The 23,821-nt window shown below is 75.1% G+C and carries 21 protein-coding genes and 1 pseudogene; 11 read left to right on the forward strand and 11 right to left on the reverse strand.

What is annotated here, in order from left to right:
- Nucleotides 1-193: 193 nt before the first annotated feature.
- Nucleotides 194-1,089 (forward strand): annotated as a pseudogene (locus ABZ312_RS28030) (S1 family peptidase).
- A gap of 35 nt (nt 1,090-1,124) precedes the next feature.
- Here ABZ312_RS28030 and ABZ312_RS28035 read toward each other — a convergent pair.
- Nucleotides 1,125-2,246, reverse strand: a complete 1,122-nt coding sequence (locus ABZ312_RS28035) for a winged helix DNA-binding domain-containing protein (RefSeq protein WP_500359740.1) — start codon at nt 2,244-2,246, stop codon at nt 1,125-1,127.
- Between the two features lie 62 nt (nt 2,247-2,308).
- Between ABZ312_RS28035 and ABZ312_RS28040 the strand changes: the two genes are divergently transcribed.
- Together ABZ312_RS28040 and ABZ312_RS28045 are read left to right on the forward strand one after the other, a co-directional pair.
- Nucleotides 2,309-3,265: a helix-turn-helix transcriptional regulator gene (locus ABZ312_RS28040; RefSeq protein ID WP_500328509.1), complete on the forward strand. Its 957-nt coding sequence runs from the start codon at nt 2,309-2,311 to the stop codon at nt 3,263-3,265.
- A 101-nt stretch (nt 3,266-3,366) separates the two neighbouring features.
- Nucleotides 3,367-4,338, forward strand: coding sequence for a slipin family protein (locus ABZ312_RS28045; RefSeq protein ID WP_500439024.1), 972 nt, complete (start codon nt 3,367-3,369; stop codon nt 4,336-4,338).
- Here the strand turns inward: ABZ312_RS28045 and ABZ312_RS28050 are convergent.
- Complete coding sequence (locus tag ABZ312_RS28050) at nt 4,331-5,173, reverse strand: GNAT family N-acetyltransferase (RefSeq protein ID WP_500439025.1); 843 nt, start codon at nt 5,171-5,173, stop codon at nt 4,331-4,333. The genes ABZ312_RS28045 and ABZ312_RS28050 overlap by 8 nt on opposite strands.
- 150 nt (nt 5,174-5,323) lie before the next feature.
- Between ABZ312_RS28050 and ABZ312_RS28055 the strand changes: the two genes are divergently transcribed.
- Nucleotides 5,324-6,439 (forward strand): S1 family peptidase, encoded by a 1,116-nt coding sequence (locus ABZ312_RS28055; RefSeq protein WP_500328503.1) that lies wholly within the window; start codon nt 5,324-5,326, stop codon nt 6,437-6,439.
- Between the two features lie 138 nt (nt 6,440-6,577).
- Here ABZ312_RS28055 and ABZ312_RS28060 read toward each other — a convergent pair whose 3' ends face one another.
- Complete coding sequence (locus ABZ312_RS28060; protein WP_500328501.1) at nt 6,578-6,868, reverse strand: hypothetical protein; 291 nt, start codon at nt 6,866-6,868, stop codon at nt 6,578-6,580.
- A 173-nt stretch (nt 6,869-7,041) separates the two neighbouring features.
- Complete coding sequence (locus ABZ312_RS28065; RefSeq protein WP_500439026.1) at nt 7,042-7,863, reverse strand: TIGR04222 domain-containing membrane protein; 822 nt, start codon at nt 7,861-7,863, stop codon at nt 7,042-7,044.
- Between the two features lie 93 nt (nt 7,864-7,956).
- Between ABZ312_RS28065 and ABZ312_RS28070 the strand changes: the two genes are divergently transcribed.
- Entirely contained in the window at nt 7,957-9,174 is a 1,218-nt protein-coding gene (locus ABZ312_RS28070) for an amidase (RefSeq protein WP_500328497.1), read from the forward strand.
- Here ABZ312_RS28070 and ABZ312_RS28075 read toward each other — a convergent pair.
- Nucleotides 9,161-10,042, reverse strand: a complete 882-nt coding sequence (locus tag ABZ312_RS28075) for a nuclease (RefSeq protein ID WP_500439027.1) — start codon at nt 10,040-10,042, stop codon at nt 9,161-9,163. The two genes, ABZ312_RS28070 and ABZ312_RS28075, sit on opposite strands and share 14 nt — an antisense overlap.
- Before the next feature lie 170 nt (nt 10,043-10,212).
- Here ABZ312_RS28075 and ABZ312_RS28080 point away from each other — a divergent pair, with 170 nt between their 5' ends.
- From ABZ312_RS28080 to ABZ312_RS28090, 3 genes are all read left to right on the forward strand, one after another.
- Nucleotides 10,213-13,683, forward strand: a complete 3,471-nt coding sequence (locus tag ABZ312_RS28080; RefSeq protein WP_500328493.1) for a DNA polymerase III subunit alpha — start codon at nt 10,213-10,215, stop codon at nt 13,681-13,683.
- Entirely contained in the window at nt 13,680-14,663 is a 984-nt protein-coding gene (locus tag ABZ312_RS28085) for a DNA polymerase Y family protein (RefSeq protein ID WP_500359746.1), read from the forward strand. The genes ABZ312_RS28080 and ABZ312_RS28085 overlap by 4 nt, the downstream gene beginning before the upstream one ends.
- Nucleotides 14,664-14,832: 169 nt before the next feature.
- A complete protein-coding gene (locus ABZ312_RS28090; RefSeq protein ID WP_500328488.1) occupies nt 14,833-15,774 on the forward strand; it encodes an esterase/lipase family protein in 942 nt (313 codons plus the stop codon).
- 9 nt (nt 15,775-15,783) lie between these two features.
- Here ABZ312_RS28090 and ABZ312_RS28095 read toward each other — a convergent pair whose 3' ends face one another.
- The 4 genes from ABZ312_RS28095 to ABZ312_RS28110 form a co-directional block, all read right to left on the reverse strand.
- A complete protein-coding gene (locus ABZ312_RS28095) occupies nt 15,784-16,788 on the reverse strand; it encodes a lytic polysaccharide monooxygenase auxiliary activity family 9 protein (protein WP_500439028.1) in 1,005 nt (334 codons plus the stop codon).
- A gap of 264 nt (nt 16,789-17,052) precedes the next feature.
- Nucleotides 17,053-17,277, reverse strand: coding sequence for a hypothetical protein (locus tag ABZ312_RS28100; protein ID WP_499511037.1), 225 nt, complete (start codon nt 17,275-17,277; stop codon nt 17,053-17,055).
- Between the two features lie 109 nt (nt 17,278-17,386).
- On the reverse strand, nt 17,387-18,148 hold the full coding sequence (locus ABZ312_RS28105) for a DUF2637 domain-containing protein (protein ID WP_500328484.1): 762 nt from the start codon (nt 18,146-18,148) through the stop codon (nt 17,387-17,389).
- A 54-nt stretch (nt 18,149-18,202) separates the two neighbouring features.
- Nucleotides 18,203-18,517 carry a hypothetical protein gene (locus tag ABZ312_RS28110; protein ID WP_500328482.1) on the reverse strand — a complete coding sequence of 105 codons (315 nt, stop codon included), beginning with the start codon at nt 18,515-18,517 and terminating at the stop codon, nt 18,203-18,205.
- Between the two features lie 118 nt (nt 18,518-18,635).
- Between ABZ312_RS28110 and ABZ312_RS28115 the strand changes: the two genes are divergently transcribed.
- From ABZ312_RS28115 to ABZ312_RS28125, 3 genes are all read left to right on the forward strand, one after another.
- Entirely contained in the window at nt 18,636-20,165 is a 1,530-nt protein-coding gene (locus ABZ312_RS28115) for a carboxyl transferase domain-containing protein (protein WP_500328480.1), read from the forward strand.
- 403 nt (nt 20,166-20,568) lie between these two features.
- Nucleotides 20,569-21,735, forward strand: a complete 1,167-nt coding sequence (locus tag ABZ312_RS28120) for a methyltransferase domain-containing protein (protein ID WP_500328479.1) — start codon at nt 20,569-20,571, stop codon at nt 21,733-21,735.
- Nucleotides 21,732-22,106: a GntR family transcriptional regulator gene (locus ABZ312_RS28125; RefSeq protein ID WP_500328477.1), complete on the forward strand. Its 375-nt coding sequence runs from the start codon at nt 21,732-21,734 to the stop codon at nt 22,104-22,106. The genes ABZ312_RS28120 and ABZ312_RS28125 overlap by 4 nt, the downstream gene beginning before the upstream one ends.
- A gap of 10 nt (nt 22,107-22,116) precedes the next feature.
- Here the strand turns inward: ABZ312_RS28125 and ABZ312_RS28130 are convergent, their stop codons facing one another.
- Both ABZ312_RS28130 and ABZ312_RS28135 read right to left on the reverse strand, forming a co-directional pair.
- Nucleotides 22,117-22,659 (reverse strand): TrmH family RNA methyltransferase, encoded by a 543-nt coding sequence (locus ABZ312_RS28130; RefSeq protein WP_500439029.1) that lies wholly within the window; start codon nt 22,657-22,659, stop codon nt 22,117-22,119.
- Entirely contained in the window at nt 22,659-23,774 is a 1,116-nt protein-coding gene (locus ABZ312_RS28135) for a DUF5925 domain-containing protein (RefSeq protein WP_500328474.1), read from the reverse strand. Before ABZ312_RS28135 ends, ABZ312_RS28130 begins: the two co-directional genes overlap by 1 nt.
- Nucleotides 23,775-23,821 lie beyond the last annotated feature (47 nt).

Raw genomic sequence — 23,821 nt, forward strand, 5'->3', positions numbered from 1 at the left:
GGTCAGCCCACGGCGGGCAGCCTTAACTGCTCCGGCGCCGGCTCCCCCTTCCGCCTGCCGGGCACGGACGCGCTCAGCCGTTCCGGCGTCAGGGCCCCACGGCCGCCGGGCACGTCCCGTATGGTCCTCTTGTCCGCCGGGCCGATCGTCGCAATACTCCGCGAGGCACCGCATAACCTCGCAGGGGGAACATATGAGGAACAAGCGCACCACTCCGTGGGGCGGCCTCGCCCGAGGCGCAGCGCTGCGCGGAGCGGCGCTCCTCGGTCTGGTGGCCGCGACCGCGGTCGCCGTGCCGGACGCACGGGCCGCCACCGGCAGCGGGACCTCGGCCGCGCACCTGGCGGCGGCGGGCCTGGCGGCCGAGTCGGCGGACGTCGAGGGCAGTGCCTGGGCGGTCGACCCCAAGAGCGGCGCGCTGGTCATCGCCACCGACGGCACCGTCCCGCGCAGCGGGCTCACCGCGTTGAAACGGGCCGCCGGACGGTACGGCGGCACGGTCCGCTTCGAGCGCGTCGGCGGCTCCTTCGCACGGATGGCCGCCGGTTGCGACGCCGTCCACGGCGGCGGCTTCCGCTGCTCGGTCGGCTTCAACGTCCGCGCCGCGGGCACCTACTACTTCCTGACCGCCGGTCACTGCGGGCACGCCGCCAGGACCTGGTACGGCGATCCCGCCCGGACCAGGACGCTGGGCACCACCACCGGCTTCAGCTTCCCGTACGACGACTACGCCCTGGTCCGCTACACCGGCTCCGTCGCGCGGCCCGGCAAGGTCGGACGGCAGGACATCACGCAGGCCGCGCGGGCCCGCGTCGGGGAGGCGGTGAAGCGGGACGGCTCCACCACGGGCGTCCGCAGCGGCACGGTCACCGGGCTCGGCTACACCGTCAACTACGGCGGCGACATCGTCCGCGGCCTGATCCGTACGACCTCTGCGCCGAGCCCGGCGACTCCGACGGGCCGTTGTACGACGGGACGAAGGCCCTCGGACTGCTGTCCGGAGGCAGCGGTGACTGCACCGAGGGGGGCACCACCTTCTTCCAGCCGCTGCCCGCGGTCCTCACGGCGTACGGGGTCGGCGTGTACTGAGCCGTTCCCGGCCGCCCCCGGTACGCGCGCCCCGGTCACCCCGCGAAGCGCACCTCCCGGGCGGCGGCCTCCGGCACCGTGAACGCCAGCAGCCGTGCGCCCTCGGCGGCGACCGCCTCCCGCGCCCCGGCGTCCAGCGGCGCGTACGGCTGGACGTGGAGCACGGCCGCGCCGCGGGTGGCCCGGATCCGCCACAGGCCGTGGACGAAGCCGTCGTGGAGGAAGAAGCCGCGGTTGCTGCCGCTGCCGGGCAGCGGCAGCTCGGCGTAGGGGTTGCGCAGCATGATCCGCGTCCGGTCGGCGTGCGACAGGGCGATGTTGTCGTACTGCGGGAGGAACCGGGGCGGCGCCTTCGTCCCGGGGTCGGGGAAGGGCGCGTCCGGCACGTCGTACAACGCGGTGCCCTTCTCGTCGCGGTAGACCCGCAGCCCCGGGCGGAGCCGGTCCATGACCGCGCGGAGCCCGGTCAGCCCCGACCATACGGCGACGTCCCCGGCCGACGCGGGGCCGAAGGCGGCGAGGTAGCGCAGGACGGCCGCGTCCGGCGCGGAGCCGGCCGCGAAGTCGAAGTCCCGGCCGAGCCACCGGTCGGCCGGGGTCTGCAGGGCCGCGCCCGAGGTGCGCCACAGGCCGCGCGGCGGCGGCTGCACGGTCGGCACCCGGGCCGTGACGGCCAGGCTGAGCGGCAGCCGCTCGCGGTCCGGCCAGCGTTCCCGCAGGGCGTCCCCGAGCCTGCTCGGGGACAGCGGGCCGTCCTCGAGGAGCGCCCGGCCGGCCCCGGCCACCTCCGCCAGGTCCAGCCCCGCCAGCTGGCGCCGGAACTGCCCGAGCAGGCGCCGTTCGAGCACGTCCTGCACCACAGGGCGCAGTGCCATGCAGTCCCGTGCCGTCACCAGGTGCACCGTCCACCGCAGCAGTGACATCCGCACCGCCCGCCGGTCCGCGAGCATCCCGGACAGCTCCTCCGGCGCGAAGTCCTCGATCCGGGACCACAGGGCGACGTACGGGTCCTGCGGCTCCTGCGCCTGCAGTCCCACCAGGGCCTCGACCATCTCCTCCGCACCGGTGCGCACCCGCCCCAGCAGCGACTGCCGGGCCAGGAGGGAACGGTTGAGCGTCCGGCGGTCCAGGACGGTGCCTTCGGGGATGGTCTCCATGGGCGTCACGGTAGGGCGGAATGCGGCCAGGAACCGTCCGCGATGGCTGCCAGACTGGTGCCGTGCTGGAAACCTCCGCCCGACTGCTGCGCCTGTTGTCCCTGCTCCAGTCCCGGCGCGACTGGACCGGGCCCGAACTCGCCGGACGCCTCGAGGTCACCGCCCGGACGGTGCGCCGCGACGTGGAGCGCCTGCGGGCCCTGGGCTACCCCGTGCACGCCACCCCCGGCACCGCCGGGGGCTACCGGCTCGGCGCGGGCGCCGCCCTGCCCCCGCTGCTGCTCGACGACGAGGAGGCGATCGCGGTCGCGCTCTGCCTGCGCACCGGCGCCGGGGGCAGCGTCGAGGGCATCGAGGAGACCTCGCTGCGCGCGCTGGCCAAACTGGAACAGGTGCTGCCCTCCCGGCTGCGCCGCCGGGCGCAGGCCATGGAGGCCGTCGCGGTCGCCCGGCCCGCGACCGTGCCGGGCGCCGTCGCCCAGGACGTGCTGACCGCGATCGGCGCCGCGTGCCGCGACCACGAACGGCTGCGCTTCGACTACCGGGCGCACGGCGGCACCGCCAGCCGCCGCACGGTGGAGCCGCACGGCCTGGTCCACCACGGCCGCCGCTGGTACCTGCTCGCCTGGGACACCGACCGGCAGGACTGGCGCACCTTCCGCGTGGACCGGATGGACCCCAAGTCCCCGGCCGGCCCCCGCTTCACGCCCCGGCGGCCTCCGGCGGACGCCGCGTCGTACGTCGCCCGCGGCGTCACCTCGCGGGCCTACCGCCACCAGGCCGTCGTGGTCGTGCACGCCCCCGCCGAGGCCGTGGCCGAGTACGCCGGTTACGCGACCGTGGAGTCCACCGGACCGGACAGCTGCGTGCTGCGCACCGGTTCCGAGTCCCTCGACGCGCTCGCCGTCTACATCGGCATGCTCGGCGTCGACTTCGAGGTGCGGGAGCCCCCTGAGCTGGCCGAACGGCTGCGGGTCGTCGCGGACCGCCTCGCCCGGGCGGCGGGTGCGCCGCGGTAGGCCGGCACCGGGCCCGTAACCGGGGCATCCCGGCCCGTATCCGGCGGGTTACTCGCGAGGTACCGTGGAAGTACTGCGATTCCGGACCCCAGGGGGCCGTGATGGTCGTCGAGTTGATTGCCGCCGTGCTCTCGGCAGGAGCGTTGTACTTCGTGGCCGGGGCCCGTGTGGTGCAGCAGTTCGAGCGGGGCGTGGTGTTCCGGCTCGGCCGGGTCAGGGGCGGGGTGCGGAACCCGGGATTCACCATGATCGTCCCGATCGTCGACCGGATGCGGAAGGTGAACCTGCAGATCGTGACGATGCCGGTGCCCGCTCAGGAGGGCATCACCCGCGACAACGTCACGGTCAAGGTGGACGCGGTGGTCTACTTCAAGGTCGTCCACGCGGCCGACGCGATCATCAACGTCGAGGACTACCGCTTCGCCGTCTCGCAGATGGCGCAGACCTCGCTGCGCTCGATCATCGGCAAGAGCGACCTGGACGACCTGCTCTCCAACCGCGAGAAGCTCAACCAGGGGCTGGAGCTGATGATCGACAGCCCGGCCATCGGCTGGGGCGTGCAGATCGACCGCGTCGAGATCAAGGACGTCTCGCTGCCGGAGACGATGAAGCGCTCGATGGCCCGCCAGGCCGAGTCCGAGCGGGAGCGCCGGGCGCGGATCATCAACGCGGACGCCGAGTTCCAGGCCTCCAAGAAGCTCGCCGACGCCGCGGCGGTCATGAGCGACACCCCCGCCGCGCTCCAGCTCCGCCTGCTGCAGACGGTCGTCGCCGTCGCCGCGGAGAAGAACTCCACCCTGGTCCTGCCCTTCCCGGTGGAGCTGCTGCGCTTCCTCGAGCGCGCCCAGCAGGCGCCCTACCCGGCCGTCGGACAGCAGCCGGCGCCCGGACCCCCGGTGGCGGCCGCACCTCCCCCTGGGCCCGCACCGCGGGCCGCCGCGGCGGAGGCGCCGGCCGCCGGTGCGCCGGTGGTGGAGCCCGCCGAGGAGCTCCCCGCCGACCTGCGCGAGGCCCTCTCGGCGGACCCGCTGCTGGACACCGTCCGGCCGCAGCGGCCCTCCGACGTCAGCTGAGCCCGCCCTCCGCCTGCGGCACGTCCGGCCGCCACACGTACGGAACGGTCACCGCCACCGGCAGCAGCCCCAGCCGGGCCAGGATCGGGGCGCTGTCCGGGGAGGCGTCGACCTGCACGAAGCGGTGACCCGCCGCGACCGCGAGCCGGGCCCGGTGCGCCACCGTCGCCCGGTAGGCGCCCCGCCCCCGCCACTGCGGCAGGGTGGAGCCGCCCCACAGCGACACGAAGTCGGTGCCCTCGTGGAAACGGGCCCAGCCGGCGCAGACCACCGTGCCGTCGGCGGTCTCGGCGACGACCACCGCGCAGGGGTCGCCGGGCCCCGACACCTCGCTCTCCAGCATCCCCGGCAGCCAGTCGTGGGGCACGCCCCAGACCGTCTCCTCCATCTCCCGGATGCGCTCGAAGTCCGCCCGTGAGCCGACCTCCCGCAGCGCGAGGCCCTCCGGCAGCGCCGGGGCGGCCGTCAGCGCCTGCGCCTCGCCGACCAGCACCGTCTCCGGTTCCTCCGGCACGAAGCCGGCCGCGACCAGCCGGTCCGGCAGTCCCGCGGGCAGGTCGTGCGCGTGGTACTTCCACTCCACCGGCACGCCCAGCGCGGCGTAGTGGTCCCGCTGCCGGGCGATCAGGGCGTCCAGCCCGGGCCCGTCCAGCCCGCCGAGGTCGCGGTAGTCGAGGAACCCCGCCTCCCCGTGCCGGTAGGTCTTGCGCAGCAGCGGGCCGTCGCGTTCCACCGACTCGTACCGCGAGAGGTCGGCGGGCACACGGGCGCGCAACTGCCGGTCGTAGGTGGCGCGGTACTCCAGCGCCACGAGGGAGGGGTCGAAAGTGCTCATCGGGCGGATTCCACCACAACCGCGACCCCGGGCGCGAGCGGATGGGCCGCGGTGAACGCGACGGGGCGGGGCTGCGTATGTCAGACGGAACGACGCTTCCCCCCTTGCGCCCGACGATCCGGCCTGTATCCCCCCACAGGAGGTCACGAGTTGAAGCACAAACAGATAGCCAAGCGGAAGATCGTGTTCGTTGCGGCCGGTGCCGCCGCCATCGCGGCAGCGGCCGTACTGCTGCCCAACGCCAACGCGTCGCAGTCCGCCGCGCAGGGTCCGCAGGCCCCCTCGCCGAAGCGGCTCACCGCCGCGGCCGCCGCGGAACTCGCCGCGCGGCTCGGCTCGCGGTTCGGCCCGTCCATCGCGGGGGCGTACTACGACGCGGCGAGCAGGCAGCTCGTGGTGAACGTGGTCGCAGGGGACGGCGACGACGTGGCCGCGCAGGCCGGGAAGGCCGGCGCCGCGACCCGGACGGTCGAGAACAGCGCCGCCGAACTGGGCGCCGCCGCACGGACCTTGAAGCAGCGCGCCACGATCCCCGGCACCGCCTGGGCCGTCGACCCCCGGACCAACCGGATCCTGGTCACCGCGGACCGCACCGTCACCGGCGGCAAGTGGGACACCCTGGAGTCCACCGTGCGGTCCCTGGGCGGTGGCATGGCCCGGATCCACAAGTCCGCGGGCGAGTTCAAGCCCCTGGTGGCCGGCGGGGACGCCATCTTCGCCGACGGGGCGCGCTGTTCGCTGGGCTTCAATGTCGTCAAGGACGGCGCCCCGGCCTTCCTCACCGCAGGCCACTGCGGGGTCGCGTTCGCGAACTGGTCGGACAGCCAGGGCGGGACGCCCATCGCGACCGTACGGCAGGCGACCTTCCCGGGTGACGGCGACTTCGCCCTCGTGACGTACGACGACCCGGACACCCAGGCGCCCAGCCAGGTGAGCCTCGGCGACGGCCGTGCCCTGGCGATCAACGGGGCGGCCGAGGCGGCCGTGGGCCAGGAGGTGTTCCGGATGGGCAGCACCACCGGGCTGCACGGGGGCACGGTCCTCGGGCTCGACGCGACGGTCAACTACCCGGAGGGCACCGTCACCGGGCTGATCCAGACCGACGTCTGCGCCGAGCCGGGCGACAGCGGGGGCGCGCTGTTCAGCCGCGACGGGAGTGCGATCGGCCTCACCTCCGGCGGCAGCGGGGACTGCCAGGCGGGCGGGGAGACCTTCTTCCAGCCGGTGACCACGGCGCTGGCCGCGGTCGGGGCGGAACTCGGCTGACGTCCACGTGGTGCGGGCGGGGGGGGGGGGGGGGCCGCCGTGCCCGGGGGGGTGGGGGGGGGGGGGGGGCTCCGGCGCGTGCGGGGCGGGGGGGCGGGCGGGGCCCGCCCCCCCGCGGGCCCGCGGGCCCCGGGGGGGTCAGCTGAACCGGCGGTGCAGCGGGAAGGCCGTCACCGTCGCGCCGACGTGCACGGCCCGAGGGGCCGGGCGGGGTGCCTGGGCATCCTCGTGCAGGCCGACCAGCAGGGCCGCCAGCCGGTGCCGGAAGTCGTCCCAGACCTCGGCGTCCTCGTCCTGCGGGTCCCGCAGGGGCCGTGCGCCGCACGGCGGCTCCACCAGACCGGCGGCCGCGAGGCGGCGCAGGTGGCTCATCATGCGCAGCCGGCCGGGGTGCGCCACGGGTCTGGAGGTGGTGTCGGTCGCCGTCATGGCGGTCAGTAAATCGTGCCGTCCCCTTGGCTTCGCAACCCCTGAGTAGCCACCGGGGTGACGCGCGCGTGACACGGGTTGACGCACGGGACGTGGGAGCACCCATGTGACATCGGGACGTGACGAATCTCGCACCGATGCGGTGTTTGGGCCGTCCGGGAGGACGCGTACCCTCACACCCCTCCCGAGCTGCAGCCGCCCGCCCCCGAGCTCGCGCACGAGGTGGGCGTGCCGCCGCCGCCGCTGTGCCAGTGGTTGACGCCGTAGAGGCTCTCGGCCTTGTCGTGGTGGGCGAGCAGCCCGGCCTCCCCGGCGAAGTGCGGGACGGCCAGCCGCAGCGCCGGCCCGCCGTGCAGGGCGACCGCCAGGAGGACCGACTCGGGTGAGGCCCTGCGGGTGCGCGGGCGCGGGAAACGCTCCTGGGCCCGCCGCAGGACGCGGCGGCCGGCCCGGGTGCGCCGCGGCACCCTCCACAGGGCGAGGGCGGCGGCCACCGTGAGGGCGGGGACGGCCGTCCGGAACGGGTCCCAGGCCGTCAGGGCGCCGGGCACCAGCTCCGCGGCCGCGGTCGGCACGGCCGCGCACAGCAGCACACGGGCCGTACGCCGACGCCGGTCGCCCCGGATCAGCCCCGCGCCGGCCAGTCGCCCGCGCAGTACGTCCAGTTCGCGCCGCACCGGCCGCGACGTGGTGACGGTGTTCACCCCCGCCGGCCGGTACAGGGCCTGGTAGACGGCCAGTTGCAGCGGCTGCGAGAGCCCGTGCAGCGGCCCGGAGATGCGCGCGGTGTGGTGCGCGCCGGCGTCCACCGTGCCGCGCAGATGCAGCGCGACCAACGCGACGACCACCGTGCCGCGGCGCCCGTCGCGCAGGTAGGCCGCCTCGTGGGGGTCCGTCAGCTCGTAGGCCGCGACGCGCGGTGCGCGCAGCAGCACCCCCGCCGTGACGAGCAGTGCCACCTCGGCCACCGGATATGTCCATGCGAGCCATGACATGTCGCACCACCCCCTGTGGTCGGTGTGCCCGTGGGCGCGGCGATGACGCGCTGTTTGAGGAAGGCCGGAGCTTTTCGGCGTAGCGTGGCCGCCGTGACGGATCTGGTGGCACGGACTTGTGACCGCATCGACCGGCTCGACGCCCGGATCAAGGCGTTCGTACGGGAACCGGACCGGCGGGGCCGGCTGGCGGCGGAGGCGGCCGCGGCACCGCCGGGCGTGCTGTCCGGGGTGATGGTGGGCGTCAAGGACATCGTCCGGATCGACGGGATGGACACCAGGGCCGGGTCCGCGGTACCGGCGGAGGTGCTGGCCGGGCCGCAGGCACCGCTGGTGGACCGGCTGCGGGCGGCAGGGGCGCTGGTCGCGGGGAAGACGGTGACGGCCGAGTTCGCGGTGACCGCGCCGGGGCCGACCCGCAATCCGCACAACACCGCCCACACACCCGGTGGTTCGAGCAGCGGATCGGCGGCCGCGGTGGCGGCGGGCATGGTGCCGCTGGCGGTCGGGACGCAGACCGTCGGCTCGGTGGTCCGGCCCGCGGCCTACTGCGGGGTGGTGGGCTTCAAGCCGACCTTCGGGCGCGTCCCGGTGGACGGGGTGATCGCCAACGCCCCGAGCTTCGACACGGTCGGGGTGCTCGCCGCGGACGTCGCGACGGCGACGCTCGGCGCGTCCGTCCTGTGCGACGACTGGCGGGAGCCGGCGGCCGGCGACGGCCGGCCGGTGCTCGGCGTCCCCGTCGGCCCGTACCTGGACCGCGCGGGGACGGAGGCGCGGGAGGCCTTCGCGGCGCGGGCCAAGCGGCTGGAGGCGGCGGGCTGGACCGTGCGCGAGGTGCCGCTGATGCCGGGTCCGGGTGAGTTCGAGGCGGTCGTACGGCAGTTGTACGTCATGAACCGCTACGAGGTGGCCCGTACGCACGCCGACTGGTTCCCCCGGCACGGCCGGCTGTACCGCGAGCAGACGGTCGCCGCCATCCGCGAGGGCCACGCCGTCGGCCGCGACGACTACGAGCGGGCCGTGGGCGAGCGCCGGGTCTTCCGCGAGCGGCTGCTGGCGGCCATGGGGGAGGTCGACGTCTGGCTGGCGCCGTCCGCCACCGGCCCCGCCCCGTTCGGCCTGGGCAGCACCGGCGACTCGGTGATGTGCCTGCCGTGGAGCAACGCGGGCTTCCCCGCGGTGAGTCTGCCCGCCGGGTACGCCGCGAACGGCCTGCCGCTCGGTCTGCAGGTCGTCGGGCGCCCCGGCGAGGACGAGGAACTGCTGCGGTGGGCTGCGGAGTTCGCCCCGGTCGTCATGCCTCGGTGAAGACCAGGTCCTCGACCGGGACGGTCATCCGCACGGTGTGGTCGCCGGTCACCTCGACGACGTGGTGCAGTCCCCGCACCTGCGCGCGCGGGGTGTCCGAGGACAGGATCCGGTAGGTGTCGGCCGCCCCGGCCAGGTAGGCGCGGAAGGCGGCGAGGGAGGGCTCGCCGAGCGCGAGGTAGTCGAAGAGCCGCCGGAAGAGCTTGGGGACGAGCACCACGTCGTCGGTGAGCGAGGAGAGCCCGGTGACCTTCGCGCCGCTGGTGCTCACGTCGCCGGGCCACAGCCCCCTGCCCGCCTCGCGGGCCTGCCGGGCGACGTCGGTCAGCTCCCGGCGCAGGTCCTCGTGGAGGTTGCTGTAGAAGGTCGGGTAGGCCAGGCCCTCGGCGACCAGGTGGTGGTTGACGGTGGCGCGCAGCAGCGGCACGCCGACCGTGACCTCCTGGCCGCTCTTCGTGCCCTCCGGCAGCGCGCCCCGTCCGGCCAGGGCGACGCAGCGGCCGTGCACGTCGACCCCGCCGGTGAGGATCCAGCCGGGGACGCTCTCGGGGCTGGCGGCGACGACCCGCTCGCCGCCGGGCCCGCGCTCCACGGCGGTGAAGCCGAGCCACCGCAGCAGCTCGTCCCGGGCCGCGTGGGCGAAGGGCAGCGGCTGGTGGGCCGGGGCGGAGGTGGGCCCGTAGTGGGTCTCCAGCGCGTCGACGGCGTCCAGGCGCAGCTTGCCCCGGCAGGAGTGGGTGAGGTCGAGCCCGAGCCCGCCCCTGATGCGGTTCCAGTCGGGGTGACGGGTGGGGGTGAAGCCCACGGTGTCCCCGTCCGGTTCGGTGTTCTTTATCTGGAAAGAGCCCTTGACCAGCAGCATCGGCATGGCGACTCCCCATCGGGGTGTGAGCGTCGGTGACGTCGTGTGCAGGAAACCACGCGGAGGGTGGCGGAGGACAGGGATCCGGCGTGTCTTCGTACACATGTTCGACAAGTGGTCTATGGTGGGTGGCGGAGGGTCCGGAAGGGGGGAGACGTGAGCGGTCGGAGGTGCGTATGCCGGGATTCACGCACCTGCACACCGTCTCCGGCTTCTCGCTGCGGTACGGGGCCTCGCACCCCGAGCGGCTCGCCGAGCGCGCCGCCGAACGGGGGATGGACGCGCTGGCGCTGACCGACCGGGACACGGTGGCCGGCGTGGTGCGCTTCGCCAAGGCGTGCGCGCGGGCCGGGGTGCGGCCGCTGTTCGGCGCCTCCCTGGCGGTGCCGGCGGCGTACGCGGGGGAGGGCGCCGCCCCTCAGGCCGGTCCGCCGGCCGCCCGCCGGCGCACCCCGGTGCGCGGCGGGGCCTTCGTGCCGGAGGCGACCGACCGGGCGGTCTTCCTCGCCCGGGACCGCCGCGGCTGGGGCGCGCTGTGCCGGCTGGTCAGCGCCGCCCACACCGACGGCGGCATCGGCTGGGAGGACCTGGGGCGGGAAGGGGTGTACGTGCTGCTCGGCGCGGACTCCGAGGTCGGCCGCGCCCTGGCGGCCGGACGCCCCGACCGGGCCGCCAGGCTGCTGCGCCCCTGGCGCGAGGTGTACGGGGACGCGCTGCGCCTGGAGGCCGTGCACCACGGCCGCACCGGCACCGGGTCCGGCTCGCTGCGGCTCGCCGCCCGCACCGTCGGCTTCGCCGTCGAGCAGGGGGTCGTCCCGGTGCTGACCAACGCCGTCCGCTACGCCGACCCCGGCCAGGGGGAGGTGGCCGACGTCCTGGACTCGGCGCGCCGGCTGGTGCCGATCGACGTGCGCGACGCGGGGAGCCTGGACAGCGGGGAGCGCTGGCTGAAGGACGCCGGGGACATGGCGCGCACCGCCGAGCGGGTCATGGAGGCGGCCGGGTTCGCCCGCGGCGACGCCCACCGGCTGCTGCGGGCCACCGAGGAGACCGCCGCGGGCTGCGCCGTCGACCCGGAGGAGGACCTGGGGCTCGGGCAGGTGCACTTCCCCGAGCCGCAGCTCGTCGGCGCGGGCGCCCGCACCGCCGACCGCGTGCTGCGCTCGCGCTGCGCGGCCGGGATGGTCCGCGAGGGCCACGACCGGGAGCCGGAGTACTGGGCGCGGCTCGACCACGAGCTGCGGATCATCGAGGGGCTCGGCTTCGCCTCGTACTTCCTCACCGTCGGCCAGGTGGTCGCCGACGTGCGGGAGATGGGCATCCGGGTCGCCGCGCGCGGCTCGGGCGCCGGATCGCTCGTCAACCACCTGCTGGGCATCGCGGCCGCCGACCCCGTCGAGCACGACCTGCTCATGGAACGCTTCCTGTCCGGGCGGCGGGCCTCGCTGCCCGACATCGACATCGACGTGGAGTCGGCCCGCCGGCTGGAGGTCTACCGGCGGATCCTGGACCGCTTCGGCGGCGAGCGGGTCGCCACCGTCGCCATGCCCGAGACCTACCGCGTCCGGCACGCCGTGCGCGACGTGGGCACCGCCCTCGGGATGGACCCGGAGCGGACCGACCGGCTGGCCAAGGCCTTCCCGCACATCCGGGCCCGCGACGCGCGGGCCGCGCTCGCCGAGCTGCCCGAGCTGCGGCAGGTGGCGGGGGAGGACCACGGCCGGCTGTGGGAGCTGGTCGAGGCGCTGGACGCGCTGCCGCGCGGGGTCGCCATGCACCCCTGCGGGGTGCTGCTGTCGGACGCCGGGCTGCTGGAGCGCACACCGGTCGTGCCGACCAGCGGCGAGGGCTTCCCCATGGCGCAGTTCGACAAGGACGACGTCGAGGACCTCGGGCTGCTCAAGCTCGACGTGCTCGGGGTGCGCATGCAGTCCGCGATGGCGCACACCCTGGACGAGGTGGAACGCACCGGCGGCGGCCGGATCGACCTGGACCGCATCCCGCAGGGCGACCCCGCGACGTACGAACTGGTGCAGTCCGCCGAGACGCTGGGCTGCTTCCAGATCGAGTCCCCGGGCCAGCGCGACCTGGTGGGGCGGCTGCAGCCGGCCACCTTCCACGACCTGGTCGTGGACATCTCCCTGTTCCGTCCCGGGCCGGTCGCCGCCGACATGGTGCGGCCCTTCATCGACGCCCGGCACGGCCGCAGGCCCGTCCACTACCCGCACCCCGACCTGGAGCCCGTGCTGCGCGAGACCCACGGGGTGGTCGTCTTCCACGAGCAGCTCATCGACATCATGAGCGTCATGACCGGCTGCGACCGGGGGTTCGCCGACGAGGCGCGGCGCGCGCTGTCGGACGAGGCCCGGCAGGGACGGCTGCGGGCCTGGTTCGCGGACGCGGCCCGGGGGCGCGGCTACTCCCGCGAGGTCATCCGGCGCACCTGGGAGATCGTCTCGGCCTTCGGCGCGTACGGCTTCTGCAAGGCGCACGCCGTCGCCTTCGCCGTGCCGACCTACCAGTCCGCCTGGCTCAAGGCGCACCATCCGGCGGCCTTCTACGCCGGGGTGCTCACCCATGACCCCGGGATGTACCCCAAGCGGCTGCTGCTCGCGGACGCGCGGCGGCGCGGGGTGCCGGTGCTGCCGCTGGACGTCAACCGGTCGGGCGCGGCCTATCGAATCGAACTGGTGTCCGGTGAGGGGGGTGGTGAGGTGGGCGAGGAGGTGTGGGGGCTGCGGCTCGCGCTCTCCGAGGTGCACGGCATCAGCGAGGCCGAGGTCGCCCGGATCACCGCCGGACAGCCCTACTCCTCCCTCCAGGACCTCTGGGAGCGCGCCCGCCCAGGCCGTGCCGCCGCCGAACGCCTGGTCCAGGTCGGCGCGCTGGACCCCTTCGGGGGCAACCGCCGCGACATGCTGCTCCAGGTCGCCGAAGTGCACCGGCAGGGCCGGGCCTCCGCCTACGACGGCCAGCTCACCCTGACCGGAGGGGAGGGCGAGCCGGCGTTCGCGCCGGCCGGCCTGCCCGACATGGACGACGGCGAGCGGCTCGGCGCCGAACTCGGCGCCCTCGGCATGGACGCCTCCCGCCACCTGATGGACGACCACCTCGCCTTCCTGGAGGAGCTGGGCGCGATCCCGGCGAACCGGCTGCGCGAGGTGCGGCACGGCGAGACCGTGCTGGTCGCCGGGGCCAAGGCGGCCACGCAGACCCCGCCCATCCGCTCCGGGCGCCGGGTCATCTTCACCACCCTCGACGACGGCACCGGCCTGGTCGACCTCGCCTTCTTCGACGACAGCCACGAGACCTGCGCCCACACCGTCTTCCACTCCTGGCTGCTGCTGGTCCGCGGGGTGGTCCAGCGCCGCGGACCGCAGAGCCTGTCCGTCGTCGGCGCCGCCGCCTGGAACCTGGCCGAACTGGTCGAACTGCGCAGGGAGGGCGGCCTGGAGGCGGTCGCGGCCCGCCTGGCCGAGACCCCGGGCGAGCCCCCTGGCCTCCCCGCACCCCCGCCCGGGGGCCGCCGGGTCCGGATGTCCACCGGGTACGAGATGCACCCCTGGGCCGATCTGCGGCCCGCGGGCGAGGGCGTTCCCACCGGCCGCAAGCTGTGGCACTCCAGTCCGGGGAGCGCGGGGCGATGACGGACGACCTGCACGTGCTGTACGTGCACTTCCACGCCGCCGAGGCGCTGTACGAGCGACTCCTCGGGCTGCTGGGCGGCTTCACCCCGGTCGTCCAGGCGCTCCCGCCCGACGCCGCGCTCGCCGACGTCCGCGGGGCGCTGCGCTACTTCGGGCGCGACGCCGTGGAACTGGCCACGCTGCTGCGGGTGCGGCTGCTCGCCCTCCACGGTGTGGACTGCACGATCGGCGTCGGCCCGAACCAGCTGCTCGCCCGGATGGCGGCGCAGGGCGGACCGGAGGGCGCGGTGCGCGCCGCCCCCACCGACCCCGCGGCCGTGGCGGCCTTCCTCGCCGACCGCCCGGTGGCGGCGCTGCACGGCGTCGGCCCGGCGACGGCACGGCAGTTGGGCACGTACGGCCTGGACACCGTCGGGCGCGTCGCGGCCGCGCCCCTGAGCACCCTGCAGCGGATCCTGGGCGCCGCGGCGGGCCGCAGGACGCACGAACGGGCCCGCGGCATCGACCCGGCCCCGGTCGTCCCGAACGCCCCCGCCCGTTCGGCCGGCGCCGAGCGCCGCTTCGGCCACGACGAACTGGACCCGGTGCGGCACCGCCGCGCCCTGCTGTCGCTCACCGAGGAACTGGGCTCCTCACTGCGCGCGTCGGGCCGGGTCGCGCGCTCACTGACCCTCACCGTCCGCTACGCCGACCGCTCCACGACCACCCGCACCCGCGCGCTGCCCGAGCCCACCGGCCACGGCACCGCCCTCGCCGAGGCCGCGTACCGGCTCTACGAGGGGCTGGGGCTGCAGCGTGCCCGGGTGCGCGGCCTCGCGTTGCGTGCGGAGGGGCTGACGGACGCCGGTCTCGCGACGCTGCAGCTCAGCCTGGACCCGGGGGACGAGAAGGCGCGCCGGATCGAGGCGGTCGCGGACCGGGCGCGAGCCCGCTTCGGCCCGCGGGCGCTGATGCCCGCGGCACTGTCGGGTGCGGCCTGACGGTCCATTATCACATCGACGTGAAGCCGGCGTGATGAATTCTTTACCCACCGGTAGCTAGCGACGTTTGTTACTCCTCCGTAAATTGACGGAAGCTCAGCACTCTGGTGATCCGGATCACAGGCTGCACGGGAGCCAGTCATTCCCCCACCTGCGAGGAGATCGCTCGATGCTGCCCATCAGACCGCGATCAGCGCTCCGGCTCCTCTCCGCGCTGACTCTCACCGCCGCCCTCTTCGCCACCCCCGTCCTGGTGGACAGCACGACCACCGCACTGGCGAAGACCCCCACGTCCGACACCCACGCCACCACGACCGTCGCCGCCGCGACCACCGCCGGCGCCACCGCGAGCAGCGGCTGGAACAACTGGTCCTGCAAGCCGTCCGCCGCCCACCCGCGGCCCGTCGTCCTCGTCCACGGCACCCTCGGCAACTCCATCGACAACTGGCTCGGCCTCGCGCCCTACCTGGTCAAGCGGGGCTACTGCGTCTACTCCCTGGACTACGGCCAGCTGCCCGGCGTGCCCCTCTTCTACGGGCTCGGCTCCATCACCGCCTCCTCCCAGCAGCTCGCCGACTACGTCGACCGGGTCCTCACGGCCACCGGCGCGGGCAAGGTCGACATCGTCGGGCACTCCCAGGGCGGCATGATGCCGCGCTACTACATGAAGTTCCTGGGCGGTGCCCCCAAGGTGAACGCGCTCGTCGGCATCGCGCCCAGCAACCACGGGACCGACCTGGGCGGGCTGCTCAGGCTGCTGCCGTACTTCCCCGGGGCGGCCGAGGCCATCGAGCACCTCAGCCCGCAGGGGCTGACGGACCAGATGGCCGGATCGGCCTTCCTCACCAAGCTGAACGCCGGCGGCGACACCCTCCCCGGCGTCCACTACACGGTGATCGCGACCAAGTACGACGAGGTCGTCACGCCGTACACCTCGCAGTTCCTGTCCGGCCCTGACGTCCGCAACGTGGTGCTGCAGGACCTGTGCCCGCTCGACCTGTCCGAGCACGTCTTCGTCGGGCTGACCGACCGCATCGTGTTCCACGAGGCGGCCAACGCCCTCGACCCGGCGCACGCCACCGCGACCGACTGCGGGGACGTCTTCAGCTGACGTCCCCCGTCAGCCGACCCGCGTCCGGCGCCTGCGGGCGACGAGCAGCAGCACCGACGCACCGAGCGAGACGGCGGCGGCCCCCGCCGCCATCAGCGAGGTCGTGCCGCTGCTGCTGCCTCCGGTCTCCGCCAGGTCCGCGCCGGAAAGGGACGTGTCCGCCGTCGCGGACGGCTCCGCGAGCGGGCTCGCCGAGCCGTCCGCGGCGGTGTGCGCGTGGTGGTGGCGCACCGTCGACCGGTCCGCCCCGGCGGCGATCCGCGCGTCGTCCGGTACGGAGGCGGTGGGCGCGGGGGCGGTCGTGGCCGCGGCGGGGGTCCCGGTCCCGGCCGGGGCCGAGGTCGCGGGCGTGGCGGGCGCCCCGGGGGCCTTCCCGGTGTCCGCGCCGAAGACCACGTCGGAGCAGGAGTAGAAGGCCTCCGGGCTGTCCGAGCGCTGCCAGATCGCGTAGACCAGCTGACGCCCCGACCTGGCCGGCACGTCCACCGGCAGGACGTAACTGCCGTCCCGCACCTGGGGGTCGGTCACCTTCGCGAACGGCTGCGCCTCCAGGTCCGACCACGTCAGCGGCCGCGACGGGTCGTACCCCGCCTTCGTCATGTACAGCTCGAACGAGCCCTTGTGGCGGGCCGTCACCCGGTACGCCAGGTCCTGCCGTCCCGGCGTCATCCTCGTCGCCGGCCAGTCTGCCCGCGCCAGGTCCAGCGCCTTGAACTCCTCGTTGCCCGCGCTGCACAGCTTGCCGTCCGGTATCACCTGCCGGTGGCGTCCGGCCGCGTCGCCGATGCGCACCCCGTTCCAGTCGTAGAAGGCCTGCGTGCCGCCCGCCGCGACCGCCGCCCTGCACGCGGCCGACGTCGGGTTCTCGGGGTTCTCCGCGTAGCAGGTCAGCACCCGGCTGACCGGGCCGCCCATGGTGCCGTGCGCGCTCGCCGGTCCCGCGGCCAGGCCGGTCAGTGCGAGCGGTCCGATCCCGAGGACGGTGGCCAGGGCGGCCCTGCGGCGTGCGGTCATGGTGGGGTTCTCCTTCGGCGGTGGCCCGGTGCGCGGTGCCGACGGGCGCCGGCGAACCAGCACGCTAGCCGCGCCGCACGGGTGGAACCCCTGTTCGGAGGACCTGCGGGCGATCTTTATGGCGGCGTTAAGGCATCGCTAAGCGGGGGCTGAGGATGCCGGTCGCCGGTGCGGCCCGGGTCCCCCCGGCACGACGGCGGCGCCGGACAGGAGTCCTGTCCGGCGCCGCCCACCCGCCTGTTCCCGGGTGCGGTCCGCCGGCCCTCAGCCGAGCCAGAGCGTCAGGAGGTAGCCCGGGCTGTCCCACGTGCACGTGTACTGGTAGGCCTGGCCGGAGTCGACGAACTTCTGGCCGGCCGTCTTGCAGGCCGCGCTCGTCGAGTACACCTTGTACGGCACGCTCGCGTTCGCCGGGGCGGCGAGCGCCAGCATCCCGGTGAGCGTCGCGGCCACGGCCACGGCGACCGAGGCGCCCCTGCGCTTGTTCATGTCCCCTCCAGGAAGAGCTCGTTGCACGACCGGATCACCGGCATCCTCACATCGTCGCAATGGACACGTCAATGATGCGGATCATGGGCGGTGTCGCCGCGGGGCCCCCTCAGGAGGAGTGCCGGCTGCGGGGGGTGCGCCGCGGGGGGTGGGTGAGGGTGATCTGCCGTACGAGCTGGTGGAAGCAGGACAGCGCCGCGATGGCGGGGAGGCTGGCGACGGTCCAGTCGGTGATCGTCCGGGGGGCGGAGGCGACGCAGAACAGGATCGCGAAGGCCGAGAAGAGCAGCACGACCGCCCAGGAGTGCGGGGCCCGGCGCTGGTGCAGCGCGGCCCGCAGGATCGACAACGAGGCCACCATCCAGGGGCCGTAGACCAGCAGCGGCCACCAGCCCGCCAGCCCCGACGCCCCGTTGGTGGCGGCGATGTGGCGCAACGGGTCGTGGGCGACCATCCCCCCGAGCACGCTCACCATGGCCACGATGGTGGCCGCGACCGCCGCGACGACGAAGCTGAGCGTCTGGGTCCTGGCCGCCTTCTGCCGCAGCGCCGCCCGGCGGATCCTGCGGTGCCTGTGCCGGGTGAGCGGCAGCTCGTGGGTCGCGGACTCCGGGGAGGGCGCGGCGAAGACGTCGTCGTCCTCCTCCTCGTAGTCGTCCACCTCCTCCGCCAGAGGGGGTTCGAGGAGCTGGGCCAATTCCTCCTCGGACGTCCACGCCCCGTTCAGGACGTCGTAGTCCGGGGCGGAGAAGAACCCGTTCCCCGAAGTGTCGTCCGGGGCCTGGCGGGGACTGTAAATGGTGTGGCCGCTGAGGTGGTCCTCGTACGGCATGTCGTTCTCGAAGCGGAAACGGTCCTGCAAAGGCGGCATGAAGGAATTCCTGTCGGGGCCGGGCGTGGGCGGGGGATACGGTGAATGCACGCCCTAATACCGCGCATCCAGATCGATGCCGGAGCAGCGGCGGATGAAATCCCCCTCGATGCCGACCATTTCGTTGGTGAACTGTTCCAGTTCCGAAGAGCAGTACACGAGCGGAATGCGCTCCTCGCCACGCTCGATGTAGGCGTCCGGACTCCGGCCGAAGAATCCCGCCGTCCCCGGGACGAAGACCCATTCCCCGAGGGGGACGCCCTCCCTCGGGCGGTACGGACGGCTGCGGCGGATGGGCGCCGGAACCGTCCGGGGGACCTCGTTCCCGGCCGGCGCACCCGGTGCGTTCTGGGAATCGACTGTGACCACATCCCCACAACGACCCCCGCCCCGTGATGGAGTTGCGCCGTACGAGTGACCTCCGCCCCGTGTTCCGTGAGGTGTTGGCCCTGGCCACAGGCCCCGGCAGGCACCCTAGGGTGACGCCATGACCGAACCGACGCGCCGCCGCGCGGCCGCCCTGGAGCTCATCGACGCCGTCGTCGACTCCGGCACCTGGCACGGCTGGGACGAGCCCGTGACCGCGCTGCCCGGCTACCTCGACGACGCCGGGTACCGCGCCGACCTCGCCCGGGCACGGGAGCGGACCGGGCTCGACGAGTCGGTCGTCACCGGCGAGGGCAGGATCCGCGGCCGCCGGGTCGCCGTCGTTGCGGGCGAGTTCCGCTTCCTGGGCGGCTCGATCGGCGTCGCCGCGGGCGAACGCCTCGTACGGGCCGTCGAACGGGCCACCCGTGAGCGGCTGCCCCTGCTGGCCTCGCCCGCCTCGGGCGGGACGCGGATGCAGGAGGGCACCATCGCGTTCCTGCAGATGGTCAAGGTCGCGGCGGCCATCACCGACCACAAGGCCGCGGGCCTGCCGTACCTGGTCCACCTGCGGCACCCGACCACGGGCGGGGTCTTCGCGTCCTGGGGCTCCCTCGGGCACGTCACCGCCGCCGAACCCGGCGCGCTCATCGGCTTCCTCGGCCCGCGGATCCACGAGGCCCTGTACGGCGAGGAGTTCCCGCCCGGCGTCCAGGTCGCGGAGAACCTGCTGGCCAACGGCATCGTGGACGCCGTGCTGCCCTCCGCGGAACTCGCGGACGTCGCGGCACGCGTCCTCGGGGTGCTGTGCGGCGACACGGCGGGAGCCCCGGACACCGGCGGGGCCGGTCCCGAGCCCGCGCCGGGCGCCTCCGCTCCACCGGCCGCGGAGTCCATCCGGCGCTCACGGCGGCCCGAACGGCCGGGGCTGCGCGCCCTGCTGGCGGCGGCCGCCCGGGACGTGACCCCGCTCAGCGGCACCGGCGCGGGGGAACGGGACCCCGGACTCCTGCTCGCGCTCGCCCGGATCGGCGGCACGCCCTGCGTCGTCCTCGGCCACGACCGGCGGGAGACCGGCGACGGGCGGCCGTCCGCGCTCGGCCCCGCCGGCCTGCGGGTCGCCCGCCGCGGCATGGGCATCGCGGCGGAACTGGACCTGCCGCTGTTGTGCGTGGTCGACACCGCGGGTGCGGCGCTGTCCCGGGAGGCCGAGGAGGGCGGCCTGGCGGGCGAGATCGCCCGCTCCCTCGCCGACCTGATGACCGTGCCCGCGCCCACGCTGTGCCTGCTGCTCGGACAGGGCGCCGGCGGGGGCGCGCTCGCGCTGCTGCCCGCGGACCGGGTGGTGGCCGCGCGGCACGCGTGGCTCTCCCCGCTGCCGCCGGAGGGGGCCTCGGCGATCCTGTACCGGACGACGGAACGGGCGTACGAAGTGGCCGGGCGCCAGGGGGTGCGGTCGGCGGACCTGGCCGCGCACGGGATCGTCGACCGGGTGGTGGAGGAGACGCCCGACGCGGCGGACGAGCCCGAGGCGTTCCTGGCCCGCCTCGGCGCGGTCCTGGGTGCCGAACTCGCGGCCCTGCGCGCCCACCCCCGCGCCGTCCGCCTCGCCGCCCGCCGCACCCGCTACCGGAACCTGGGCCTGAGCTGACGCCCCTTCCGGCGGGAGGCGTTCCGCGGCGGCGGGCGGGGATCCGGGCCGGGAAAAGCCGGTCGCGGGTGGTTGGGGGGCCGGCCCGGCTCTGCCGGGGGCTTCCCTGCGGCCCTCCGGAACGGGGGGAGCCGGTGGCGGCCGCGTGGGGCCGGCCCCGTGCGGCCGGGGCAGGGGCGGTGTCCTCGGCCGCGGCACCGGATGCGGGGCCGCGCACACCTGGTCCCGCACGGGAGGCGTCCGCGTCCGCGGGCGGTTGGGGGCGGTCGTGGTCAGGCCTCGGCGGGATCCGTCTGTCGCCCCTTCCTCGGGGGATCGCCACGTGGGGCGTGGTCCGGCCGGACCCGGCGGTCCCGCGGGGAAGCACGGAGGCGTTGTCAGTGGGGGGTGGAAGGATCACGGGGTGGGCGAACTCAGCAGTGACACGTACTGGGACACCGTGGCCGACCGCTTCGACGAGGAGCCCGACCACGGCTTGCGGGAGCCGGCCGTGCGGGAGGCGTGGGCGGCACGGCTGCGGACGTGGCTGCCCGGCACCCCGGCGGACGTGCTCGACCTCGGGTGCGGCACGGGCAGCCTCGCGCGGCTCGCCGCCGAGCAGGGGCACCGGGTGACCGCCGTCGACCGCTCCGCGCGCATGGCCGCGCTGGCCCGGACGAAGCTGGCCGGCACCGGGGCCCGCGTCCTGCTCGGGGACGCGGCCGAACCGCCCGTCGCACAGGGCCGGTTCGACGTGGTGCTCGTCCGGCACATGCTGTGGGCGCTGCCCGACCCCGTGGCCGCGTTGCGCCGCTGGGCCCGGCTGCTGCGCCGCGGCGGACGCCTCGTGCTGGTCGAGGGGTGCTGGGGAGAGGCCGAGCCGGTGGGCATCCGCGCCGCCGAACTGGCCGCGATGGTACGGCCGCTCGCCGAGCACACCGAGGTGGAGCAGCTCGCCCACGACACCGCGCTGTGGGGCGGCCCGGTCCACGACGAGCGCTACGCCGCGGTCGTGCGGATCAAGCAGCCCCGCAGGCACACGGAGATCGTCGACGTCCACCTCGTCCTCCGCCGCGGCGACGAGGTCCTGCTCGGCCGCCGCGTCAACACCGGTTACGCCGACGGCCTGCTGCACGCCCCCTCCGGCCACGTCGAGGACGGCGAGGACGTCCTGACGGCCCTGGTCCGCGAGGCCCAGGAGGAGGTGGGCGTCGTGCTGCGCCCCGAGGACATCGCCGTCGCCCTGGTCATGCAGCACCGCGCGCCCGGCGGGGGCGAGCGCATCGGCTGGTTCTTCGAGGCGGACGGCGGCGTCCACGAGCCGGTCAACCGCGAGCCGGAGAAGTGCTCGGAGCTCGGCTGGTTCCCCCTGGACGCGCTGCCGGACGACATGGTGGCGTACTGCAGGGCGGGCCTGGAGGCGTACCGCGCGGGCGAGCGCTTCGTGCTGCACCTGCACGAGCCGGGGGACGCGATCGCCCACGACCCGGCGGGGCCCGGCCGCGCCGTCGTCCTCGCGGACGGTGCGTGCAGCACAATGGCCGCGACAAACAGCGCTGCCCCGTCCCGCCGGGAGGACGACACACCGTGAGCCTCAAGATCACCGTCAGGCCGGACGCGGCCGCCGCGCCCTACGAGCAACTGCGCGAGCAGATCGCGGACCAGGCCCGTTCCGGGGCCCTCCCGGTCGGCTACCGGCTGCCGACCGTCCGCGGGCTCGCGGACGACCTCGGCCTGGCGGCCAACACCGTGGCCAAGGCCTACCGCGCCCTGGAGTCGGACGGTGTGATCGAGACCCGCGGCCGCAACGGCACCTTCGTCGCGGCCGCGGGCGACGCCGCCACCCGTGAGGCGGCCGCCGCCGCGTCGGCCTACGCCCAGCGCGTGCGGCGCCTCGGCCTGGACCGCGCCGCCGCCGAGGACGCCGTGCGGGACGCGCTGCGCGCCGCGTACGAGGCGTAGCGCGCGCCGCTCACAGCAGTCCGGCGAGTTTGTACAGCGCCAGCGAACCCGCGACCGCGACGTTGAGGCTGGCGCCCGTGCCGACCATGGGGATCTCGACGGCGAGGTCGAGCAGGTCGAGCGCCTCCGGCGGGATGCCCTGCTGCTCGTGCCCCAGCACGACGACCGTGGTGCGCCGCGCGGCCGGCAGGTCCGCCAGCCGGACCGCCTCGTCGGCGAGTTCGACCCCGACGACGTGCGCTCCGCGGTCGCGCTGCCGCTGCAGCCAGCCCAGGGGATCGCCGGTCCAGTGCACGCAGGCGGGCCGCCGCAGGGTGTTGCCGCGGGCGAGCGCCTCCGGCACCCAGGGGAAGCGCGGGACGACCAGGCACGCGCCGACGGCGTCGCAGGTGCGCAGCAGCGTCCCGAGGTTGGCGCCGTGCAGCGGCCACAGCGGCGCCGCGTACAGGTGGTCCCAGCAGTTGTGCGACCGCGGGCGGCGACTGCGGCGCAGTTCCGCCGGGGTGCGGGTCCGTATCCTCCCCGTCGCGCCGCCGGGCGGACCCCCGGCCATCAGAGGTAGAGGCCTCCGGAGGCGGAGGCCGGGGTCGTCTGGTGGGGGAGCGCGGTGCCGCCGGAGGAGGAGGCGCCGCGGCGCAGGGCGTAGAGCTCCGCGAGCGTGGCGCCGTCCCGGCCGATGCCCTCGGACGTGCCGAGCCAGCCGGTCGCCTCGGCGCGGGTCAGCGGGCCCACCTCGATCCGGGCCAGGCAGCGCCCGGGGCGGACCACCGCGGGGTGCAGCCGCTCCAGGTCCTCGTTGGTCGTGATGCCGACCAGGACGTTGCGGCCCTGGCCGAGCAGGCCGTCGGTGAGGTTGAGCAGACGGGACAGCGCCTGGCCGGTCTGGTGCTTGGCCTGGCCGCGGATGAGCTCGTCGCAGTCCTCCAGCAACAGCAGCCGCCAGCGGCCCGGCCCTTCGGTGTCGTCCTCGCCGATGGCGATCTCCATCAGGTAGCCGACGTCGTTGAAGAGCACCTCGGGGTCGAGGACGCAGTCCACCTGGCACCAGTCGCGCCAGGCGCGGGCCAGCGTGCGCAGCGCGGAGGTCTTGCCGGTGCCCGGCGGGCCGTGCAGGAGCAGCAGCCGGCCGCTGACGTCGGCGGCGGTGAGCTTCATCAGCCCGTCCATGGCCTCCGCCACCGGCGCGGTGTAGTTGCCCCGCACGTCGTCCCAGGGGGCGGCGCTGATCTGCCGCGTGATGCGGTGCGGCCCGCGGCGCGGGGCGACGTACCAGAAGCCCATGGTCACGTCGTCGGGCTGCGGTTCCGGCTGGTCCTCGGCGTCCTCGACGGCCTCGGCCAGGACGCGCTGCGCCAGCTCCTCGGTGACCGCCGTCACCGTCACGTCGGCACGGCGGTGCCAGCGCGACACGAGGATCGTCCAGCCGTCGCCCTCGGCGAGGGTCGCGCCGCGGTCCTTGTCCCGCGCGGAGCGCAGCACCGACCCGCCGCCCGGTACGAGCGTCAGCCCCGACTTGACCCGGTCCAGGGACGTGCCGCACGAGTAGGGCTGCTCGCCGGTGACGAAGCGGCTCAGGAACAGGGCGTCGATGGCGTCGGACGGCGAGTCGTCGTCGTTCATGCCGAGACGGATGGACAGGGCGCGATGCGGGGGCGTTGCGTCGGGCATGCCGCTCATGATCCGGCACGGGGTCCGCGTCCGCACCGGGTTTTCAC

The organism is Streptomyces sp. NPDC006207, from assembly GCF_040613835.1.
In the GTDB taxonomy this organism is placed as follows: Bacteria; Actinomycetota; Actinomycetes; order Streptomycetales; family Streptomycetaceae; genus Actinacidiphila.